The organism is Azonexus hydrophilus DSM 23864 (assembly GCF_000429605.1).
Classification (GTDB): Bacteria; Pseudomonadota; Gammaproteobacteria; order Burkholderiales; family Rhodocyclaceae; genus Azonexus; species Azonexus hydrophilus.
This window is the reverse complement of record NZ_AUCE01000011.1, coordinates 1-20,198: the sequence shown is the minus strand read 5'-3', so window position 1 is coordinate 20,198 and position 20,198 is coordinate 1. Positions and strand designations below refer to the sequence as shown.

The window sequence follows — 20,198 nt, the reverse complement described above, 5'->3', positions numbered from 1 at the left end:
TTTCCCCTCAGGAGCGAATCATGGGTCTTCTCGATCAGGTAGTCGGCGGGCTGGCCGCCAATGCACTCGGTGGCAAGGGTAATGGGCTGGCCGAGATGGCCATGCAGTTGGTCAATCAGTATCCGGGCGGCCTCGGCGGGCTTGTGCAGGCTTTCCAGCAGGGTGGGTTGGGCGAAATCGTCAATTCCTGGGTGTCGACCGGCAAGAATCTGCCGATCTCGGGCGATCAGCTGAGTTCGGTGCTCGGCAGCGACTTCATCGGCAAGCTGGCCGGGCAGGCTGGGGTGGCGCCGCAGGAGGTGTCGAACGGGCTGGCTGATTTCCTGCCCGGGCTGGTCGATCAATTGACGCCGGGCGGCAAGCTGCCGGAAGGCGGCGACCTGCTGGCGCAGGGGCTGGGCATGCTGAAGAAGGGCGGGCTGTTCGGCTGAGGCCTTTTCGGCGGTAGCGCCTGTCGGTTTCGTTCAAGACGCGGGCGGCGGGCGCTGCGACAATGCCATCTCCATCCTTTCGCGGAGTACGGCAAGATGAAATTCGGCTACACCATCCTTTACGTCGACGATGTCCGCCGGACGCTCGACTTCTACGTCGCCGCCTTCGGGCTGAGCGTGCGCTTCCTGCATGAGAGCGGAGATTTCGGCGAGCTGGAGACCGGCGGCACGGCGCTCGCCTTTTCGTCGCGGGCGTTGATGCGCCAGCTGGGCAAGCAGCCGTCTGCGCCCGATAGCGGCGCGCCCTGTTTCGAGATTGCTTTCGTCTGCGACGATGTCGCGGCGGCGGTCGACCGCGCGCTGGCGGCCGGGGCACGCCTGGTGCAGGCGCCGGAGGCGATGCCCTGGGGGCAGACGGTGGCTTACGTGGCCGACCACGAGGGCTACCTCGTCGAGCTGTGTACGGCGGTCGGCGGCTAGATCGGGTCGGTGGCGAAGCCGCTGGCGTGGGCTAGCGCAAGGAGTTGCGGCGAGCGGCGGAATTGCGCGGGCGAGGCGGCGAACCAGCGGCGGAAGGCGCGGTTCAGGTGGGCCTGGTCGGCGTAGCCGCAGAGGCCGGCGATGTCGGCCAGCGGCAGTTCGCTGTCGATGGCGACAGCGGCGCGGCGCACGCGCGCCAGCGCAATCCAGAAGCCGGCGGTTTGCCCGGTGTCGCGCCGACACAGTCTTTCCAGCGTGCGTTCGCGGATGCCCAGGCGCTGCCGCGCGGCGGCCGGTGTGGCGACTTCGGCCAGGGTGGCGAGGATTTCCTGCGTTGCCGGGTCGCGGTGGGTGAAGTCGGCGAGCAGATTGCCGATTTCGCTGCGTGCGTCGGGCGCACGGCTGGCGACTGCAGCGAGCAGGCTGGTGGTGTCGACGCGGGTGCCGGGGTGCAGGCGAAAGCCCAGGTAACGGCAGCCGCCTGGGCTGGCGACCTGTTCGGTGGCGGTGGCCAATGGGCTGACGAACCAGTGCGGCGGCTGGCCGGCGTCGATTCGGCAGATCAGGTCCTGGCAGCCGTCGGGTAGCACCGGCGACAGTTCCGCCGCCGCGACTTCGTGCTGCCAGGCGGCGAGGACGGTGTCGGGCAGGCGGCCGGCCGCGTCATTGGCCATCGTCGAGGAAGCGTTCCAGCAGCACGTTGAGGAAACGCCGGCCCTTCATGGTCGGCGCGATCTTTTCCGGGCCGATATCGAGCAGGCCGTCGGCCTGCGCCGCCTTGAGTTGCGGCAGGATCGCGGCGAGCGGCCGTGAAGTGCGCAATTCGAACAGGCTGGGGGCGAAGCCGTCGGCCAGGCGCAGCGCGTTCATCATGAATTCGAAGGGCAGTTCGGCGGCGGCGACCGCGTGTTCTTCCTGGTTAGTCCGGCCGGCGCGGACGTTTTCCAGGTAGGCCTTGGGGTGCTTGTGGCGCATCTGGCGCAGCACGCGGTCGTGCAGCGTCAGCTTGGAATGGGCGCCGGCGCCGATGCCGAGGTAGTCGCCGAAATGCCAGTAGTTGAGGTTGTGCAGGCACTGCCGGCCGGGCTGGGCGAAGGCCGAGGTCTCGTAGTTGGCGTAGCCGGCGGCGGCCAGCCGGGCTTCGATGGCTTCCTGCATGTCGGCGCACAGGTCGCCTTCGGGCAGGTCGGGCGGGAAGGCGGCGAAGTGCGTGTTCGGCTCCAGCGTCAGCTGGTAGCAGGAGAGGTGCGGCGGCGCGAAGGACAGCGCGGTGTCGATGTCGGCGAGCGCTTGCGCCTGCGTTTGATAAGGCAGGCCGTACATCAGGTCGAGGTTGAAGCGTTCGAAGTGCTCGCCAGCCAGTTGCGCCGCGCGCTTCGCTTCGGCGCTGCCGTGGATGCGGCCGAGTGCCTTGAGGTGTTCGTCGTTGAAGCTCTGGATGCCGAGCGACAGCCGATTGACCCCGGCAGCGCGAAAGCCGGCGAACTTGCCGGCCTCGACCGTGCCGGGATTGGCTTCGAGCGTGATTTCGGCCTCCGGCGACAACATCGCCAGCGCCCGGAAGGCGCCGATCAGTTCGTCGATGGCGCCCGCCGACAGCAGGCTGGGCGTGCCACCGCCGAAGAACACGGTCTGCACCGGCCGGCCCCAGATCAGCGGCAGCGCCGATTGCAGGTCGGCGATCAGCGCATCGACGTACTCCCGCTCGGGAATCTCGCCGCCGTTCTCGTGCGAGTTGAAGTCGCAGTACGGACACTTGCGCACGCACCACGGGATATGGACGTAGAGCGAGAGAACCGGGGATTTGCGGAATTCGAGGGGGCTGTCGGGGGATGCTGCGGGCGACCGGGGGGACGCTGGAATAATAGGGATGGTGGGGCGCATCAGGCGAATTATGGCGCAAGTCTGGCCAGTTCTGCCTCGATCTGCTCAATGCTAGGCAGGCTGGTCTTCAATTCCTCGGGCAGGGATTCCAGCAGCTTGTATTCGGCGATGCCCATCGGCTGGCCTTTGTCGCCCAGTGCGTATTCCGCTACCACCTTGTTCTTGCTCTTGCACAGCAGCAGGCCGATGGTCGGGTTGTCCTGGGCGTGCTTGATCTGGCGATCAATGGCGGTCATGTAGAAACCGAGTTGTCCCAGGTGTTCCGGCTTGAACTTGCCGCCTTTCAGTTCGATCACGACGTAGCTGCGCAACTTGAGGTGATAAAAGAGCAGGTCAATGAAGAATTCCTCACCGCCGACGTTCAGCAACACCTGCCGGCCGACGAAGGCAAAGCCGGCGCCCAGTTCGAGCAGGAAGTCGGTGACGTGCTGCATCAGGGCGTTTTCGATTTCGCGTTCGTGCGCCGCTTCGGTCAGGCCGAGGAAATCGAAACGGTAAGGATCTTTCAGCGCCTCGCGGGCGAGGTCGGATTGTGGTGCGGGCAGGGTGTCGGGAAAATTCGAAACCAGATTGCCGCTGCGCTCCAGTAGCCGGGCTTCGATCTGCATCACCAGGACATTGCGCGACCAGTTGTGCTCGATGGCCTTGGCGGCGTACCAGCGGCGGGTTTCGGGGCCGGGAAGTTTGTCCAGCAGCGCGATCTGGTGGTACCAAGGCAATTGTGCAAGCACCCCTTGCACAATTGCCTCGTCCGGCCAGGCCTCGGCGAAGGTGCGCATGTACTTGAGGTTGCGCGGCGAGAAGCCTTTCATGGTGGGGAAGGCCTGGCGCAAATCCTCGGCCAGTCGGTCAATGACCTTGGTGCCCCAGCCCTGTTCGCCTTGCCGGGCCAGGATGTCGCGGCCGATCTGCCAGTAGAGCAGCACCAGTTCGCGGTTGACCGCCAGCGTTGCGCGTTGCTGGGCGGTGTGGATGCGGGTTTTCAGGTCGGCCAGCCAGTCGGTATAGCCAACAGGCTGTTCCGTGAAGCGTATGGGCTGATCGCTCATGGCTGAATTCCGGATGACATTTGAATTAAATGTACTGGGCGACCAGCATACCGGAAACACGTGGAAAGTGGTGCGTCAGAGTTCCGGCAGCCGCTCGATCAGTTTCTGCATGGCCCGGCCGCGATGCGAGACGCGGTTTTTGGTGTCGGCGTCGAGTTCGGCGGCAGTTCTCCCGAATTCCGGGACAAAGAACAGCGGGTCGTAGCCGAAGCCGCCGTCGCCGCGGTATTGGTCGACGATTTCGCCGTGCCATTCGCCTTCGGCGATGATCGGCTGCGGGTCGTCGGCGCTGCGGCAGAGGACCAGGCAGCTGACGAAGTGGGCGCGGCGGTCGGCGTTTCCGGCGAGGTCGGCGAGCAGTTTTTCGTTGTTGCGGGCGTCGGATTTCGGTTCGCCGGCATAGCGCGCGGAAATCACGCCGGGGGCGCCGCCGAGCGCCTTGACGCACAGGCCGGAGTCGTCGGCGAGCGCCGACAGGCCGCTGTGCTGGGCGGCGTGGCGGGCCTTGGCCAGCGCGTTCTCGACGAAGGTGCAGTGCGGTTCTTCGGCTTCCGGAATGCCGAGCTGGCCTTGCGGGATGACTTCGAAGCCGAGCGGCGCCAGCAGCGCGTTCAGCTCCTTCATCTTCTTGGCGTTGTTCGAGGCGAGGACGAGCTTTTTCATGCGGCCAGCGCGCTTTGCTGTTCGGCGACGAGTTGGCGGATGCCCATCTGGGCGAGGTCCATCAGTACGTTCATCTGTTCGCGGGTGAAGGGTTCGCCTTCGGCCGTACCCTGGACTTCGACGATGCCGCCTTTGCCGGTCATGATCACGTTCATGTCGGTGTCGCAGTTCGAGTCTTCCGGGTAGTCGAGGTCGAGCACCGCGCTGCCTTCATAGATGCCGACCGAGATCGCGGCGACGTGGTCCTTGACCGGGTTGGCCGGCAGCTTGCCGGCCTGCACCAGCTTCTCGCAGGCTTCGTAGAGGGCGATCCAGGCGCCGGTGATCGAGGCGCAGCGGGTGCCGCCGTCGGCTTGCAGGACGTCGCAGTCGAGGGTGATCTGGCGTTCGCCGAGGGCCTTGAGGTCGGTCACGGCGCGCAGGCTGCGGCCGATCAGGCGCTGGATTTCCTGGGTGCGGCCGGTCTGCTTGCCCTTGGCCGCTTCGCGCGCGCTGCGCGTGTGCGTTGAGCGCGGCAGCATGCCGTATTCGGCGGTGACCCAGCCCTGGCCCTTGCCGCGCAGGAAGGGCGGCAGGCTTTCCTCGACCGAGGCGGTGCACAGCACGCGGGTGTCGCCCATTTCGATCAGCACCGAGCCTTCGGCATGGCGGGTGAAATTGCGGGTGATGCGGACGGCACGGAGCTGATCCGGCTGGCGCTGGCTGGGACGCATGGGGATTCCTTTACTTCTTCGGGTTGAACTTGTCGATGGCAGCGCGGATTTCCTCGATCGCTGCCTCGATCTCGTCGTCGGAGAGATCGCTCTTGTAGCTCGGGTTGCGGCCGAACTCTTCGAGTTTGGTGGTGACCTCGTCGACCGGCATGGTCTGCGTCGAAATGGCGCTGCTCAGGGCTTCGACGTAATTGTCTTCCCAATGCACGGCGACCACCGACAGGTTGTCGCCATGCAGCCCGCCGCGTGCCTCGGCCTGATTCATCAGTAGTGGCGCCGCTTGCAGCAGGTTGTTGCCGGGCAGTACCAGCGCGATCTTCTCGCCGGGCATCACGCCCCACAGTCCGTCGCTGCAGAGCAGGATGATGTCGCCATGTTCGAGCGGCGTCTTGCGCGAGAAGTCGATTTCCGGCGCCGACGGGCTGCCCAGGCAACTGTAGATCTTGTTGCGATCCGGGTGGCGTTCGGCCTGGGCTTCGGTGATCAGGCCCTCTTCGAGCAGCAGGCGGATGCGCGAGTGATCCTTGGTCTGGGCGATGACCCGGCCGGCACGGATCAGGAACAGCCGCGAGTCGCCGGCATGCGCCCAGTAGGCGACGTTGTCCTGGATGATGCAGGCGACGCAGGTGGTGCGCGGCGAGTCCGGCAGGCGATGGCGGGCGGTGTAGTCGAGAATGGCATGGTGGGCATTGGTCATGCCCCGCTGCAGGAAGCGGAAAGGGTCGTCGAGGTGCGGCCGGGCTTCGTGCTGGAAGGCGCTGGCCAGCGTCTGGACGGCGATCTGGGCGGCAATCTCACCATGATGATGCCCGCCCATGCCGTCGGCGACGACCATCAGCAGGGCGTCGCGGGAATAGCAGTAAGTGGTGCGGTCTTCATTGTTGTTGCGGCCACCCTGGCGGCTGTCCTGGTAGATGGTGAATCTCATCTCGGGGAACTCCGGAATTTGCCGACGAAACGTCCGAGCCAGTTACCCGGCTGACGGATGTGCGGCGGATGGACGTCGGCCACCAGGGCCTTTTGCAGCGCAAAGACGCTTTGCGGGCGATACAGGTGGTTGAGGTTGAGGCACCAGTCGATGATTTCCAGCAGGCGGTCGGAGAACTGGCCTTCCCAGCGCACCATGGCCGGCGTCAGGGTGTCTTTCTTCAGGCGTTCGTCGGCCGCTTGCGGTGCCGAACCGGCCAGGCAGGCGTACATCGAGGCGCCGACGCTGTAGATGTCGCTCCACGGGCCGAGATTCTTGCGTTCGCCGTAGTGTTCGGGCGAGGCAAAGCCCGGGGTGTACATCGGCTTGAGCATGGGCTGGTCGCTGGCCAGGGTCTGTCGGGCGGCGCCGAAGTCGATCAGGACCGGGGAATTGTCGCCGCGCAGGTAGATGTTCGAGGGCTTGAGATCGAGGTGCAGCAGCTTGTGCGAGTGCACTTCGCGCAAGCCGTTGAGCATGCGCGTGAACACGCCGCGGATGAAACGTTCGGAAACATGGCCCTGATGCTTGTGGATGAATTCCTGCAGCGTGCGGCCGTGCTCGTACTCCATGACCATGTAGACCGTTTCGTTGGCGCGGAAGAAGTTCAGCACGCGGATCACGTTCGGGTGCGAGAGTCGGGCCAGTGCCCGGCCTTCCTCGAAGAAACATTTCATGCCGTAGCGGAAAGGACCGAGATGGTCTTCGCTGATGATCGGCTTGATGTCGCCCTTGGCCCGCAGCGCCAGGCTGTTGGGCAGGTATTCCTTGATCGCGACTTGCGTTCCTTCGGGATCACGGGCCAGGTACACGATGGAAAAACCGCCCAGCGACAACTGGCGGTCGATCGTGTACTCCTCCAGCTGGTGGCCGCTAGGTAGCGGGTGGTTGGCTTGTTGCGCCATCGATCTCGCGGTTATGATGCAATCAACAGGCATTGTCGGGCGTGTTGTCCGACCTGTAAAGCTGGAGAGCAAGCCCCGATGATTTGTAGCATGACCGGATATGCAGTGAAAACCCGCGATCTTGAGCGTGGAACGCTGCAATTGGAACTAAAAAGCGTCAATTCCCGCTATCTGGATTTTCACTTTCGCGTTGCCGAAGACCTGCGCGCGATGGAAATGCCGCTGCGCGAGCTGCTCGCCAAGCGGCTGAACCGGGGCAAGGTCGAGTGCCGCCTGAATTTCAACGCCACCGCCGCCCGTGGCGAACAGTTGCAGATCAATGTCGATTTGCTCGACGCGCTGAGCGCGCTGGGTGCCCAAGTGCGCAGCCGCTTGCCGGATGCGGCGCCGCTGTCGGTCAACGAAGCCTTGCGCTGGCCGGGCATGTTCGGCGAGCAGGGCGTCGATTTTGCCGCCCTGGGGCCGGTCGTGCTCGCGCTGGCCAACGAGGTGCTCGAGGAATTCACGGCGAGCCGGGGGCGCGAGGGGGCCAAGCTGGCGCAGACGATCGTTGATCGAGTGGGCGCCATGCGCCGGATCGTCAGCGATGTTGCCCCGTGCATTCCCGAAGCACAGGCCTTGTTTACCGAAAAACTGCGCCAGCGTCTGCAGGAAGCGCTCGGCAACGCGAGCGACGACCGCATCCTGCAGGAAGTCGCCGTGTTCGCCACGCGCATCGACGTGGCCGAGGAACTGTCCCGGCTGACCACTCACCTCGACGAGGTCGAGCGGGTGCTCAAGGCCGGCGGCGCCTGCGGCAAGCGTCTCGATTTCCTGATGCAGGAACTCAATCGCGAAGCCAATACGCTGGCCTCCAAATCCGCCATCACCGAAGTCTCGCAGGCGGCGATGGAGCTCAAGCTGCTGATCGAGCAGATGCGCGAACAGATCCAGAACCTCGAATGACGCCAGGGGAGCACTGACCATGTCCGGGAATCTCTATGTCGTCGCGGCACCGTCGGGTACCGGCAAGACCACGCTGGTGCGCATGCTGCTGGCCGAGGAAACCAGTGTCCATCTGTCCATCTCGTTCACCACGCGCGCACCGCGGCCGGGTGAGCAGGATGGGCGGGAATATCACTTCGTCAGCGTCGACCGCTTCCGCAGCATGATCGCCGGCGACGAGTTCCTGGAGTGGGCGGAGGTGCACGGCAATTTCTACGGCACCTCGAAGAAGTGGATCGGCGACCAGCTGGCGGCCGGCCACGACGTGCTGCTCGAGATCGACTGGCAGGGTGCGCAGCAGGTCAGGAAGCTGTTCCCGGCGGCGATCGGCGTCTTCATCCTGCCGCCGTCGATGGACGAACTGAGCCGGCGGCTGACTGGGCGCGGCACCGATGCGCAGGACGTCATCGATCGTCGTCTTGCCGCGGCAGAAGCGGAGATGCGCCATGTCGGGGAGTTCGACTATGCTATCATTAACGACCAACTGGATCAGGCTTTGCAGGATTTGCGTGCCATCGTGCGCAGTTCGCGCCTGAGTCCGGGCAAGCAGCGCCTGCAGCATCCCGCGTTGTTTTCCCGTTTGCTTTGAAAAATTGAATAGAGGTTAGACCATGGCTCGCGTTACCGTCGATGATTGCCTGAAGAGGATTCCGAACCGTTTCCAGATGACCCTGGCCGCCGCCCATCGCGCTCGCCAGATCGCCAATGGCGCGACGCCGCTGGTCGAGGTCGACAAGGACAAGCCGACCGTCATCGCCTTGCGCGAAATGGCGCTGGGCAAGGTCGGCGTGGAAGTCCTCAATCGCGGCCAAGCCTGATCGTCCGGGGCGGTGAAGCCTGATGGAGCCCGCGCCCACGCTTCCGCCCGATTACCAGGAGGACGCTTACCGCGTCTTCCTCGATAGCCTCGATTACCTGCCGCCGGCTGATGTTGAACGCATCAAGTCGGCGTACGCCTTCGCCGCCAAGGCGCATGCGCATCAGAAGCGCATGTCGGGCGAGCCCTACATCACCCATCCGCTTGCCGTAGCCGGCGCCGTCGTCGAATGGTGCATGGACGCCGATGCGATCTGTGCCGCCTTGCTGCACGACACGATGGAGGATACCGGGGCGACCAAGCAGGAACTGGCGGAGAAGTTCGGCAAGGAAGTCGCCGATCTGGTTGATGGCCTGTCCAAGCTCGACAAGATGGAGTTCGCTTCCTATCAGGAAGCGCAGGCCGAGAATTTCCGCAAGATGCTGATGGCCATGGCGCGCGATCTGCGCGTCGTGCTGATCAAGCTGGCCGACCGGCATCACAATATCCAGACCATGTCGGCGATGCGCGCCGACAAGCGCATCCGCATCGCCCGCGAAACGCTGGAAATCTACGCGCCGATTGCGTTACGCCTGGGCCTGAACAAGCTTTACCGCGAGTTGCAGGACACCTCCTTCCGCCTGATCTACCCGCATCGGGCCGAGGTGCTGGCCAAGGCGCTGCGCATTGCCAAGGGCAATCGCAAGGAACTGCTGGCGCGTATCCAGGAAGGCATCTGCGACAAGCTGGCGCATGCCGGGCTGACTGCCGAAGTGTTCGGTCGCGAGAAGAGCCTGTATTCGATTTTCTGCAAGATGAAGGACAAGCAACTGTCCTTCTCGCAGGTGCTCGACATCTACGGTTTCCGCGTCGTGGTCGATAACGTGCCCAGCTGCTATCTGGCATTGGGTGCCCTGCACAGCCTGTTCAAGCCGGTGCCCGGCAAGTTCAAGGATTACATCGCGATCCCCAAGGCCAACGGGTACCAGTCGCTGCACACGACGCTGATCGGCCCCTACGGGACGCCGGTGGAAGTGCAGATTCGCACCCGCGACATGCACCATGTTGCCCAGGACGGCGTTGCCTCGCACTGGCTGTACAAGGATGGCAACGAGAGCAGCGCCGAGTTGCAGATCAAGACCCACAAGTGGCTGCAGTCGCTGCTTGAGTCGCAGTCGGGCAATTCCGCCGAGTTCTTCGAGGACGTCAAGATCGACCTGTTCCCCGACGAGGTCTATATCTTCACGCCCAAGGGCAAGATCATGGCGCTGCCGCAAGGCGCCACCGTCGTCGATTTTGCCTACGCCGTGCATACCGACGTCGGCAATCATTGCTCGGCGGCGCGCATCAATCATGAACTGGCGCCGCTGCGCACCGAACTGAAGAACGGTGACCTGGTCGAGATCATCACCGCGCAGGAGGCCAGCCCGAATCCGGTGTGGCTGAGTTACGTCAAGACCGGCCGGGCGCGCAGCAAGATCCGCCATTTCCTGCGCACGACGCAGAACGAAGAATCGGCGCGGCTGGGCGAGCGTCTGCTGCGCCAGGAGTTGCTGTCGCTGGGCGTGGTGCCGATCTCGATTCCGGCGACGGCCTGGGATTCGCTGGTCAAGGCCAGCGGCCAGCATTCGCTGGACGAGGTCTATGCCGATATCGGCCTGGGCAAGCGTCTGCCGTCGGTGGTTGCCCGTCGCCTGCTGGCGCGCGAGGACATGGCGGCGGTCGTGCCCGGCGGCCTGACGCTGGCCATCCACGGCAACGAAGGCATGGCCATCCAGTTGGCGCCCTGTTGCCAGCCGATTCCCGGCGATCCGATCATCGGTTCGATCCGCAAGGGCAGCGGCATGGTCATCCATACCCACGATTGCCCGGTAATCCGCAAATCGCGTTCGAGCGAGCCGCAGAAGTGGATCGACGTCGAGTGGGAGCCGGAAGAGGGCAAGCTGTTCGAGTTGCGCATCAAGGTCGAGGTCAAGAACAAGCGTGGTGTGCTGGCACAGGTTGCGGCGGCCATTTCCGAGGCCGGTTCGAATATCGAGCACGTCGCCATGGAAGCCGATCCCGAGCGCTTGTTCACGACGCTGAACTTCACCATCCAGGTCGCCAACCGCAGTCATCTGGCCGCCGTCATGCGTGGCATCCGCCATTTGCCGGAAGTCACCCGCATCGCCCGTGAAAGGGGAGGCGAGGCTTGAAAATCCTGGTGCTGGGGGCTGGCGTTGTCGGAACCTGCAGTGCCTGGTACCTGCAGGCCGCCGGTCACGAAGTCACGGTGGTCGACCGCCAGCCGGCTGCCGGCATGGAGACCAGCTTTGCCAATGGCGGGCAGATTTCCGTCTCTCACGCCGAGCCCTGGGCCAATCCTCATGTCCTGCCGCGCCTGCTGAAATGGCTGGGACGGCGCGATGCGCCACTGTTGTGGCACTGGCGGGCGGACCCGCAGCAATGGCTGTGGGGGCTGCGCTTCCTGCGTGAATGCCTGCCCGGCCGCGTCCAGGCCAATGTCGCCGCGATCCTGGCGTTGGCGCTCGATAGCCGGCGCCGGCTGCAGACCTTGCGCGAGGAACTGGCGCTCGACTATGACCAGTTGCAACGCGGCATCCTGCACGTCTATACCGACCGTAGCGAACTGGCGGCGGCCATGTCGGCCGCACGGCTGATGGCCCGCCACGGTCTCGAGCGCGAGATGCTCGACGCCGCCGCTTGCGTGGCGATCGAACCGGCGCTGGCCGGTGCAGCCGATATCCTGGTCGGGGGCGACTACACGGCCAGCGACGAATCGGGCGATGCTCACCGGTTTACCCAGGCCCTGGCCGAGCGCGCGCGCCAGGCCGGGGTGACTTTCCAGTACGGTGTCGAGGTCGAGCGTATCGCCAGCGCCGGTGGCCAGGTGGCCGCCGTGGTCGTCAATGGTGAGGGCGGCCCGCGATTACTGACTGCCGATGCCTACGTGCTGGCGCTGGGCAGCTATTCGCCGCTGCTGCTGCGCCCGCTCGGTATCGGCTTGCCGGTCTATCCGGCCAAGGGCTATTCGGCAACCCTGACCCTGGCCGACGACAGCCATGCGCCGAGTGTCAGCATCACCGATGACGAACGCAAACTGGTCTTCTCCCGCCTCGGCAATCGTCTTCGGGTGGCCGGAACAGCCGAGTTCAACGGCTATGATCTGAGCGCAGACCCGGTGCGTTGCCAGGCCCTGATCGATCGTACCCGGCAGATTTTCCCCAAGCTGGCGGTGGAGGGCGAGCCGGTGTTCTGGTGCGGCCTGCGTCCGGCGACGCCATCGAATGTGCCGCTGATCGGCCGCAGCCGCCTGAGCAACCTGTGGCTCAACACCGGCCACGGTACCCTGGGCTGGACCATGGCCTGCGGTTCCGGCGCGGCCCTGGCCGATCTGGTCGGTGGGCGCCGTCCGGCACCGGAGTTTCCCTTCCTGCGCGGATGATCGACACCCACTGTCACCTGGACGCAGCCGAATTCGCCGCCGACCGGGGCGCGGTGTACGCCGCCGCCCGGGCCGCCGGTGTCAGCGGCATCGTCGTGCCGGGTGTGGCGGTGTCGGCTTTTCCCGCACAGAAACAGGCTCTGGCCGGATTGCCCGGTTGCGTGGCGGCCTACGGCATTCACCCGCTTTATGTGGACCAGGCCGGACCACAGGATCTGGCTGTGCTGCGCGAGTGGCTGGCAGCCGAGCAGCCGGTGGCCGTCGGTGAAATCGGTCTGGATTTCTTCGTGCCGGGCTGCGATGTGGCGCGGCAGACCGAGCTTTTCGTGGCCCAGTTGAAGCTGGCGCAAGAGTTCGACCTGCCGGTCATCCTGCATGCCCGCCGTGCCGTCGATGCCGTTCTGCATGAATTGCGCCGCATCGGTGTCCGTGGTGGCATCGCCCATGCCTTCAACGGCAGCCGGCAGCAAGCCGATGCCTTCATCAAGCTGGGCTTCAAACTCGGGTTTGGCGGCGCCGCGACTTTTTCAGGCTCGCGCCGCATCCGCGAACTGGCGGCCACCCTGCCGGACGACAGTATCGTGCTGGAAACCGATGCGCCGGATATCCCGCCGGCCTGGCTCGGCCGGGGGCGCAACGCGCCGGGTGAATTGCCACGCATTGCCGCAGAAATCGCCGCGCTGCGCGGTATCCCGGTCGCGGCACTGGTCGCCCGGGCTGACGACAATGCCCGGGCGGTATTCGGCGATGTTTTCAGAGATCGACCTTCAGATTCGCCTTGAGCAGTTCGCTGATGATCTGGGCGTCGGTGGCGCCGGCACCGGCCAGGCTGTTCAGGGTGACACCATGCAGCAGGATTTCCTGGTCGGTCATCGCCGCATGGTTGCTGCCGGAAAACTGCCCCTGGCTGCTGATCTGAAGCAGGGTGTTGTTGCCGACTGCCGAGAAGTGCAGGTATTCGGTCAGATTGTCGGCATTTTCGCCTTGCAGCAGGTCGCGTAGGTCGAGCACATCGCCGCCGCTGCCCAGTGTGAAATCGGTGATCCGGTCCTGCGCCGGCGAGCCGACGTTGCCCTGATCACCGAAGGACCACTGGAAGGTATCCGAACCCGCGCCACCCTTCAGGACGTCGGCGCCTGCCCCGCCGATGATCAGGTCGTTGCCGGCGCCACCGTCGATGTAATCGTCGCCTGCCGTGCCCACGAGTGTGTCGTTGCCGGTGCCCCCCATGATCTTCTCCGGTGGCGGCTGAACCGTCAGGGCCAGGGTCGACGAGGCGCTGTCGCCATCGTTGTCGATGATGCTGAAATCAATAGTCTCGGTCGTGGCCTGATCCTTGATTGGCGGGGTGTAGCTGTAATCGCCGCTGTCCATGTCAATGACCAGTTTGCCGCCGGCTTGCGTGAAGACGGTCCATTTCCGGGTCGCCGCCTCGAAACTGCCGGCGCTGCTGCCATTGACGCTACCGTCGATGAAGTAGCTGGTGCCGTCGATCGAGAAGGCGTTCAGCTGGCCGCCATCGGCCCCGGCGCCTGTGCCCTGGTGCAGGCTGCCGTCGAGGAAATTGCCCTGGAAGTTGGCGTTGACGGTGTCGCGCAGGATGGGTGCGAGGTCGTGCTCGTTGCTGACGACGATGGCCGAGGTCGGCGTTTTGTCGATGCCGTTGTAGGCTACCGGTGCCATGCTGTTCTGCTGGACCTCGGTGCCCATGCCGAAAGCAAAGGAATTGATCTGGTTGCTTTCAAGGAAAGCCTGCCAGATGGCGGCTTCGGCCGGCTGGATGCCGACCTGGTTGGCAATCGGGCCGCTGCCGTCCCAGTCGCTGCGGGCATTGGGGTCGCCGTCTGACAGGAAATAGGAAACATTGGTCGCGCCGGGAATCTTGCCGGCGGACTGGAAAGCCTGCATGGCGGTGAGCAAGGCTGCGTCGTAATTGGTGGCGCCGCCAGTGCCCAGGGTGCTGACATAGGCGATGGCAGTCGATGCGCTGACCCAGCCGGCGGTATAGGCACTCGCCGAACTGTTGTAGACGACGATGCGGACGGCGACGTCGCCGAGCATGTCGTAGCTTTCGATCAGTTGTTTGACCGAGTCGCGCAGGATCTGGATCCGGCTACCCGCCATGCTGCCCGAGTTGTCGATGATCAGCAGGATATTGGTGTCCTGATGACGCATCGCGCCGCCTTCGGCTTCGGGAACGGCCTTGGGGGAATCGTCTTCGATGGCGAGCGTGAGTACGGCGTTGGCCGTTGTCCGGCCATCGCTGACGCTGAGGTTGAAGTTCAGCGTGGCGACGTTTTCGTCCTGGCCGTTGGCATGGTCGATTGGCTTGGCCAGCGTCACCCGGTAGTTGCCATCGCTATCGATGCTCAGGCGGATGACTTCGCTGCCGCCGGCGTACCCGATCAGCGGCGACGCCGTGGTGCCGGCGCCGGACCAACTCAGTGCCTGGCCGCCCGAGGTGATGGCTTCCGGCGGTGCCGAAATGCTGACCTCGAGCGGGACACCACCGCTACCCGAGACGCCGATGTTGCCGGTGGCGAAGGCGTCGTCGGTATTGTCCGAGGGGTTGCCGGTGGGATCGGGAATGCCCCCGGCCAAGCCTTCTTCGGAGACGGTCACCTGGATGTTGTCGAGCTTGACCAGCGAGAACAGCGCCGATTGCCAGCCTTCGTCGCTGCGGTTGCCGGCCGGATCCTCGATCAGCGCGCGTAGGGTGATCGTCTGTCCGGCGGCGAGCGGCGGAAAGTCGGTGGTGACGAAACCGTTGGCCTTGTCGATGTCATTGATCTCGATGTTGCGCGTCGATGTGCCGTCGGTGACACGGACGATGTCGCCGACGTCGACCTTGCTGCCGTCGAATTCGATGCGCACATCGACATTGCCTTGAAGCTCGCTGGCGCTGATCAGGCCGTCGCTGTTGGAATCTTCGGCAATGACGACGACTGGCGCGTGCCCGTCGTTGGGAATGCGGGTGTCGATCTGTGCCGAATCGCTGCCGATGGCGCCGAGATTGCCGGCACTGTCGCGGACCTGGGCGGTGACGGTGAGGGTGGTGCCTTCGCCGGGATTGGCGATGCCGGGCAGGGCGATCGAGCCCTTGTTGATGTCGGCCTGGCTGATCAGGATTTCGGGCTGGACGACGCCGTTGACCGTGGTGACGAGTACGGCACCGGCGACGGCGGTGGCCGGCAGGGTGACGCTGACGTCGATGTCGCCCTGGAGTTCGGCGGCGTTGATCCAGCCGTCGTTGTTGGCATCTTCGGTGATGGTGACGATGGGCAGGCCGGGGGCGGAGAGCTGGATGCGCGCCTGGTCGCTGACGGGGCCGGCGCTGTTGCCGGCGGCGTCAGCGATGCTGGCGGTGGCGACGAAGTCGGTGTTGTTGGCGGTGGGGTTGAACTTGACGTCGATGAAGCCGGCGGCGAGCTGAGCGGCGGTCAGGGTGAACACCTGGTTGATGTTGCCGGAGGCGGTCACGGTGAGGGTATCGCCGACGGCGGCGCCGTTGGGCAGGGTGACGCGGACGTCGATATCGTCGTCCTGGAGTTCGCTGCGGTTGATGAAGCCGTCGTTGTTGGCGTCTTCGCTGATGGTCACGGCCAGGCCGGTGAATCGGGTGATGTCGATCAGCGCGGAGCCGGAGCCGCTCGGGCCGAAATTGCCGGCGAAGTCTTCAACCCGGGCATTGACGACGATCTGCTGTCCATCGCCCGGATTGGGCAGGGCGATATCGACATTGCCACGGTCGATGTCGTCCTGGCTCAGGGTGATGGGAGCGATCGGTGTGCCATTGGCCGAGACGTGGAGAAGGTCGCCCGCCTGGGCCGTGGCGGGCAGACCGATGCGCACGTCGATGTCGCCGGACAGTTCGGCGGCACTGATGTAACCGTCGTTATTGGCATCCTCGACGATGGTGACACTCGGGGCGCCGGGCGGGTCGATGGCGATCACGGCGGCGTCGGTGGCGACGTTGGATTTGTTGCCGGCGGCGTCGGTGACCTGGGCGGAGACTTCGAGACGGGTGCCGTTGGCCGGTGGGGTGATTTCGATGGACAGCTTGCCGGCGTCGATCTGCGGCTGGATCAGGGTGATGGTCCGGGTGGGGTTGCCGGTGGCGGTGATGGTGATGAGGTCGCCGGCGATGGCATCGACCGGGAGGGTAATGTCGACGCCGACCGAGCCCTTGAGTTCGCTGGCGTTGATGAAGCCGTCGTTGTTTTCGTCCTCGGTGATGACGAGCTGGAGGTTGAGCAGGGCGCTGAGGTCGACCTTGGCGAAGTCGGTGCCGGTGGCGGAGCGGTTGCCGGCGGGGTCGAAGAGGTAGGCGGAAACGCTCAGGGTGGTGCCATCGGGCGGCAGGGGGAAGTCGGTGTCGACGTAGCCCTTGCTCTGGTCGGCGGGGGTGATGACGATATCCCGGCTGGTGGTGCCGTCGGTGACGCGGACGGTGTCGCCGGCCTTGACGAGGGCGGGGTTGAAGGCGATGCGGACATCGGCGTTGCCGCTGGCTTCGGCGCGGTTGATGAAGCCGTCGTTGTTGATGTCTTCGAGGATGGTGACGGCGGGCGCTTCGCCATTGTTGGGAATGGCCAGGTCGATGGTGGCGCTGTCGCTGCCGGGGTTGCCGATATTCCCGGCAGCGTCCTTGACGCGGGCTTCGACGGTCAGGGTGATCCCGTCGCCAGGATTGGGGATGCCGGGCAAGGCGATCGAGCCCTTGAGGATATCGGCGTGGGTGATCGTGATGCCGGCTTGTGCCACACCGTTGATGCTGGTCAGCAGCGTATCACCGGCGACGGCAGTGGCCGGCAGGGTGACGCTGACGTCGATGTTGCCCTGAAGTTCGGCGGCGTTGATCCAGCCGTCGTTGTTGATGTCTTCGAGAATGGTGACGATCGGTTCGCTCGGCGGCGAAATCACGATGCGGGCCGTGTCTTCGACCGGGCCGGCGGCATTTCCGGCAACGTCGACAATTGATGCGGTGACCCGGAAGTCGGTGTTGTTGGCGGTGGGGTTGAACTTGACGTCGATGAAGCCGGCGGCGAGTTGGGCGGCGGTCAGTGTGAACACCTTGTCGACATTGCCGACGGCAGTGATGGTCAGCGTGTCGCCGATGGCGGCGCCGTTGGGCAAGGTCACACGGACATCGATATCGTTGTCCTGGAGTTCGCTGCGGTTGATGAAGCCGTCGTTGTTGGCGTCTTCGGTGATTTCGATGGACAAACCCTGGTAATCGGTGATGTCTACGATCGCACTGGCCTGGCCGGTGTCGCTGGTATTGCCGGCCCTGTCCACGATGAAGGCGGAGACTGTCAGGGTGGCGCCATTGGCCGGCATCGGGAAATCGGTGCTGACGTAGCCATTGTTCCGGTCGCTGCTGCTGATGGCGATCTCGCGGCTGATGCCGCCAGCGGAGACCACGACCACATCGCCAACCTCGACCAGATCGGCAGTGAAGGCAACACGGACGTCGGCATTGCCGATTGCCTCGGCACGGTTGATGTAGCCGTCGCCGTTGGCGTCTTCGGTAATGATCACCGTCGGCGCCAGGCGGTTGTTCGGGATATGGGTGTCGATGTGCAGGGCGACGGTGGCGGTGCTCGAATTGCCGGCGGCGTCGGTGGCACCGACCTGGGCCAGATGGGCACCATCGGCCAGCGGCTGCGTCGGTGTGACGGTCCAGGTGCCGCCGGCGCTGACGGTCGTCTTCAGGACTTCGCCGGTGCCGGGCAGGGTGACGGTGATGGCGGCGCCGGGTTCGCCGGTGCCGCTGAGGGTCGGCGTATTGTCGTTGGTGATGCCGTCGCCTTGGATGCCGCTGTCGGAAGTCGGGTCGAGCCAGGCTGCCAGGGCCGGCGGCGTGGTGTCGATACGTGCCTGACTGTCGCCGATGCTGCCGAAGTTGCCGGCGCTGTCACGGACCTGCGCAGTGACGGTGAAGGTGCTGCCTTCACCGGGATTGGCGATGCCGGGCAGGGCGATGGAACCCTGGTCGATATCGGCCTGGGTGATCAGGATTTCCGCCCGGGCGATGCCATTGACGGTGGTCAGCAAGCGGTCGCCGGCCTGAACATTGCCGGGGAGTTCGATGCGGACGTCGATGTCGCCCTGGAGTTCGGCAGCGTTGATCCAGCCATCGTTGTTGGCATCCTCGAGGATGGTGACGATGGGCTCGGCGGGTGCCGACAGCTGGAGTCGTGCGCTGTCCTCGACCGGGCCGGCAGTGTTGCCGGCGGGGTCGGTGATGGCGGCGGTGACCTTGAAGTCGGTGTTGTTGGAAGTCGGGTTGAACTTGGTGTCGATGAAGCCGGTGGCGAGTTGGGCGGCGCTCAGCGTAAATACCTGGGCGATGTTGCCGGAAGCCCCGACGGTGAGGGTATCGCCGACGGCGGCACCGTCGGGCAGGGTGACGCGGACGTCGATGTCGCCATCCTTGAGTTCGCTGAGATTGATGAAACCGTCGTTGTTCTCATCCTCGCGGATGCTGACGGTGAGCCCGGTGAATTGCGTGGTGTCGATGGTCAGCGGCAGGCTGGTCGTGCTGGTGTTGCCGATGGCATCGGTTGCCGTTGCCACAACCGGGGTCGTGCCGTCCGGCATGGCGTGGGTGGGGGTGATCTGCCAGTTGCCGTTGCTGTCGGCGGTGGTTTGCAGTTGCTCGCCGGTGCTCGGGATGTTGACCGTGACCCGGGCGCCCGGGGTGGTGACGCCGATGAGCGTCGGCGTAGCGTCATTGGTGATGTTGTCGCCCTTGGTTCCGCTGTCGGAGGACGGAGCCAGTTGTACGGTCAACGTGGGCGGCGTGGTGTTGATCACGGCGGCGTCGGTGGCGATGTTGGACTTGTTGCCGGCGGCGTCGGTGACCTGGGCGGAGACTTCGAGACGGGTGCCGTTGGCCGGTGGGGTGATTTCGATGGACAGCTTGCCGGCGTCGATCTGCGGCTGGATCAGGGTGATGGTCCGGGTGGGGTTGCCGGTGGCGGTGATGGTGATGAGGTCACCGGCGATGGCATCGGTGGGGAGGGTGATATCGACGCCGACCGAGCCCTTGAGTTCACTGGCGTTGATGAAGCCGTCGTTGTTCTCGTCCTCGGTGATGACGAGTTGCAGATCGAGCAGGGTGCTGAGGTCGACCTTGGCGAAGTCGGTGCCGGTGGCGGAACGATTGCCGGCGGGGTCGAAGATGTGGGCGGTGACGGTGAGCGTGCTGCCATTGCTGGGCAGCGGGAAGTCGGTGGTGACGAAGCCATTGGCCTTGTCGGTGGCGCTGACGACGAAATCCTTGCTGGTGGTGCCGTCGGAAATGCGGACGGTGTCGCCGACATCGACCTTGTCCTTGTTGAAGGAGACTCTGACGTCGGCCGAGCCGCTGGCCTCGACACGGTTGATGAAACCGTCGTTGTTGGCGTCTTCGGTGATCTCGACCTCGGGCGGCAGGCCGTTGTTGGGGATGTCGGTATCGATGATGGCCGAGTCGCTACCCGGCTGCGTGGTATTGCCGGCAGCGTCGAAGATGTGCGCGGTGACCGTGATGGTCTGCCCGGAGGCCGGCGGCACGAAGTCGGTAAGGACGTGATTGGCGGTTTTGTCGGCGGCGGTGATGCTGATATCGCGTGAGGTGGTGCCGTCGGTGATGCGAACGATGTCGCCGATATCGACCTTGGTGCCGTCGAACTCGATGCGGACATCGACCTTGCCGTTGAGTTCGGCGGCACTGATGCGCCCGTCGTTGTCGGCGTCTTCGGTGATGACGACGATCGGCGCGACGCCATCGTTGGGGATGCGGGTATCGATGGTGGCGGAGTCGCTGGCGATATTGCCGAGGTTGCCGGCGGCGTCACGGATTTGGGCGGTGACAGTGAGGGTGGTGCCTTCGCC

General features: G+C 64.7%; 16 protein-coding genes. 8 read left to right on the top strand and 8 right to left on the bottom strand.

Going from position 1 to position 20,198, the window contains the following annotated elements:
* Positions 1-20: 20 nt before the first annotated feature.
* Both G471_RS0100620 and G471_RS0100615 read left to right on the top strand, forming a co-directional pair.
* Positions 21-431, top strand: coding sequence for a YidB family protein (locus G471_RS0100620; RefSeq protein WP_028993597.1), 411 nt, complete (start codon positions 21-23; stop codon positions 429-431).
* 96 nt (positions 432-527) lie between these two features.
* Positions 528-911 (top strand): VOC family protein, encoded by a 384-nt coding sequence (locus G471_RS0100615; protein ID WP_028993596.1) that lies wholly within the window; start codon positions 528-530, stop codon positions 909-911.
* Here G471_RS0100615 and G471_RS0100610 read toward each other — a convergent pair.
* The 7 genes from G471_RS0100610 to G471_RS0100580 all read right to left on the bottom strand — a co-directional run bounded on the left by G471_RS0100610 (position 908) and on the right by G471_RS0100580 (position 7,092).
* On the bottom strand, positions 908-1,585 hold the full coding sequence (locus G471_RS0100610) for a helix-turn-helix transcriptional regulator (protein WP_028993595.1): 678 nt from the start codon (positions 1,583-1,585) through the stop codon (positions 908-910). The two genes, G471_RS0100615 and G471_RS0100610, sit on opposite strands and share 4 nt — an antisense overlap.
* Positions 1,575-2,795, bottom strand: coding sequence for a radical SAM family heme chaperone HemW (gene hemW, locus G471_RS0100605; protein WP_028993594.1), 1,221 nt, complete (start codon positions 2,793-2,795; stop codon positions 1,575-1,577). The genes G471_RS0100610 and hemW overlap by 11 nt, the downstream gene beginning before the upstream one ends.
* Before the next feature lie 8 nt (positions 2,796-2,803).
* On the bottom strand, positions 2,804-3,844 hold the full coding sequence (locus G471_RS0100600) for a PDDEXK nuclease domain-containing protein (RefSeq protein ID WP_028993593.1): 1,041 nt from the start codon (positions 3,842-3,844) through the stop codon (positions 2,804-2,806).
* Positions 3,845-3,919: 75 nt separating this feature from the next.
* Positions 3,920-4,507, bottom strand: coding sequence for an RdgB/HAM1 family non-canonical purine NTP pyrophosphatase (gene rdgB, locus G471_RS0100595; RefSeq protein WP_028993592.1), 588 nt, complete (start codon positions 4,505-4,507; stop codon positions 3,920-3,922).
* Positions 4,504-5,220 (bottom strand): ribonuclease PH, encoded by a 717-nt coding sequence (gene rph / locus G471_RS0100590; protein WP_028993591.1) that lies wholly within the window; start codon positions 5,218-5,220, stop codon positions 4,504-4,506. The genes rdgB and rph overlap by 4 nt, the downstream gene beginning before the upstream one ends.
* Before the next feature lie 10 nt (positions 5,221-5,230).
* Positions 5,231-6,148: a PP2C family protein-serine/threonine phosphatase gene (locus tag G471_RS0100585; protein ID WP_028993590.1), complete on the bottom strand. Its 918-nt coding sequence runs from the start codon at positions 6,146-6,148 to the stop codon at positions 5,231-5,233.
* Positions 6,145-7,092: a serine/threonine protein kinase gene (locus tag G471_RS0100580; RefSeq protein WP_028993589.1), complete on the bottom strand. Its 948-nt coding sequence runs from the start codon at positions 7,090-7,092 to the stop codon at positions 6,145-6,147. The genes G471_RS0100585 and G471_RS0100580 overlap by 4 nt, the downstream gene beginning before the upstream one ends.
* Before the next feature lie 78 nt (positions 7,093-7,170).
* On the opposite strand from G471_RS0100580, the gene G471_RS0100575 reads away from it, so the two are divergent.
* From G471_RS0100575 to G471_RS0100550, 6 genes are read left to right on the top strand one after another with little or no spacing between them, the layout of a single operon-like run.
* Complete coding sequence (locus G471_RS0100575) at positions 7,171-8,037, top strand: YicC/YloC family endoribonuclease (RefSeq protein WP_028993588.1); 867 nt, start codon at positions 7,171-7,173, stop codon at positions 8,035-8,037.
* A gap of 19 nt (positions 8,038-8,056) precedes the next feature.
* Positions 8,057-8,665 (top strand): guanylate kinase, encoded by a 609-nt coding sequence (gmk, locus tag G471_RS0100570; RefSeq protein WP_028993587.1) that lies wholly within the window; start codon positions 8,057-8,059, stop codon positions 8,663-8,665.
* Positions 8,666-8,687: 22 nt separating this feature from the next.
* On the top strand, positions 8,688-8,894 hold the full coding sequence (rpoZ, locus tag G471_RS0100565) for a DNA-directed RNA polymerase subunit omega (RefSeq protein WP_028993586.1): 207 nt from the start codon (positions 8,688-8,690) through the stop codon (positions 8,892-8,894).
* A gap of 22 nt (positions 8,895-8,916) precedes the next feature.
* A complete protein-coding gene (locus tag G471_RS16285) occupies positions 8,917-11,067 on the top strand; it encodes a RelA/SpoT family protein (protein WP_043420562.1) in 2,151 nt (716 codons plus the stop codon).
* On the top strand, positions 11,064-12,317 hold the full coding sequence (locus tag G471_RS0100555) for a D-amino acid dehydrogenase (protein WP_028993585.1): 1,254 nt from the start codon (positions 11,064-11,066) through the stop codon (positions 12,315-12,317). Before G471_RS16285 ends, G471_RS0100555 begins: the two co-directional genes overlap by 4 nt.
* Positions 12,314-13,099, top strand: coding sequence for a TatD family hydrolase (locus G471_RS0100550; RefSeq protein ID WP_028993584.1), 786 nt, complete (start codon positions 12,314-12,316; stop codon positions 13,097-13,099). Before G471_RS0100555 ends, G471_RS0100550 begins: the two co-directional genes overlap by 4 nt.
* Here G471_RS0100550 and G471_RS0100545 read toward each other — a convergent pair.
* A partial coding sequence (locus tag G471_RS0100545) for an Ig-like domain-containing protein (RefSeq protein ID WP_028993583.1) occupies positions 13,071-20,198 on the bottom strand: 7,128 nt, incomplete at its 5' end. The two genes, G471_RS0100550 and G471_RS0100545, sit on opposite strands and share 29 nt — an antisense overlap.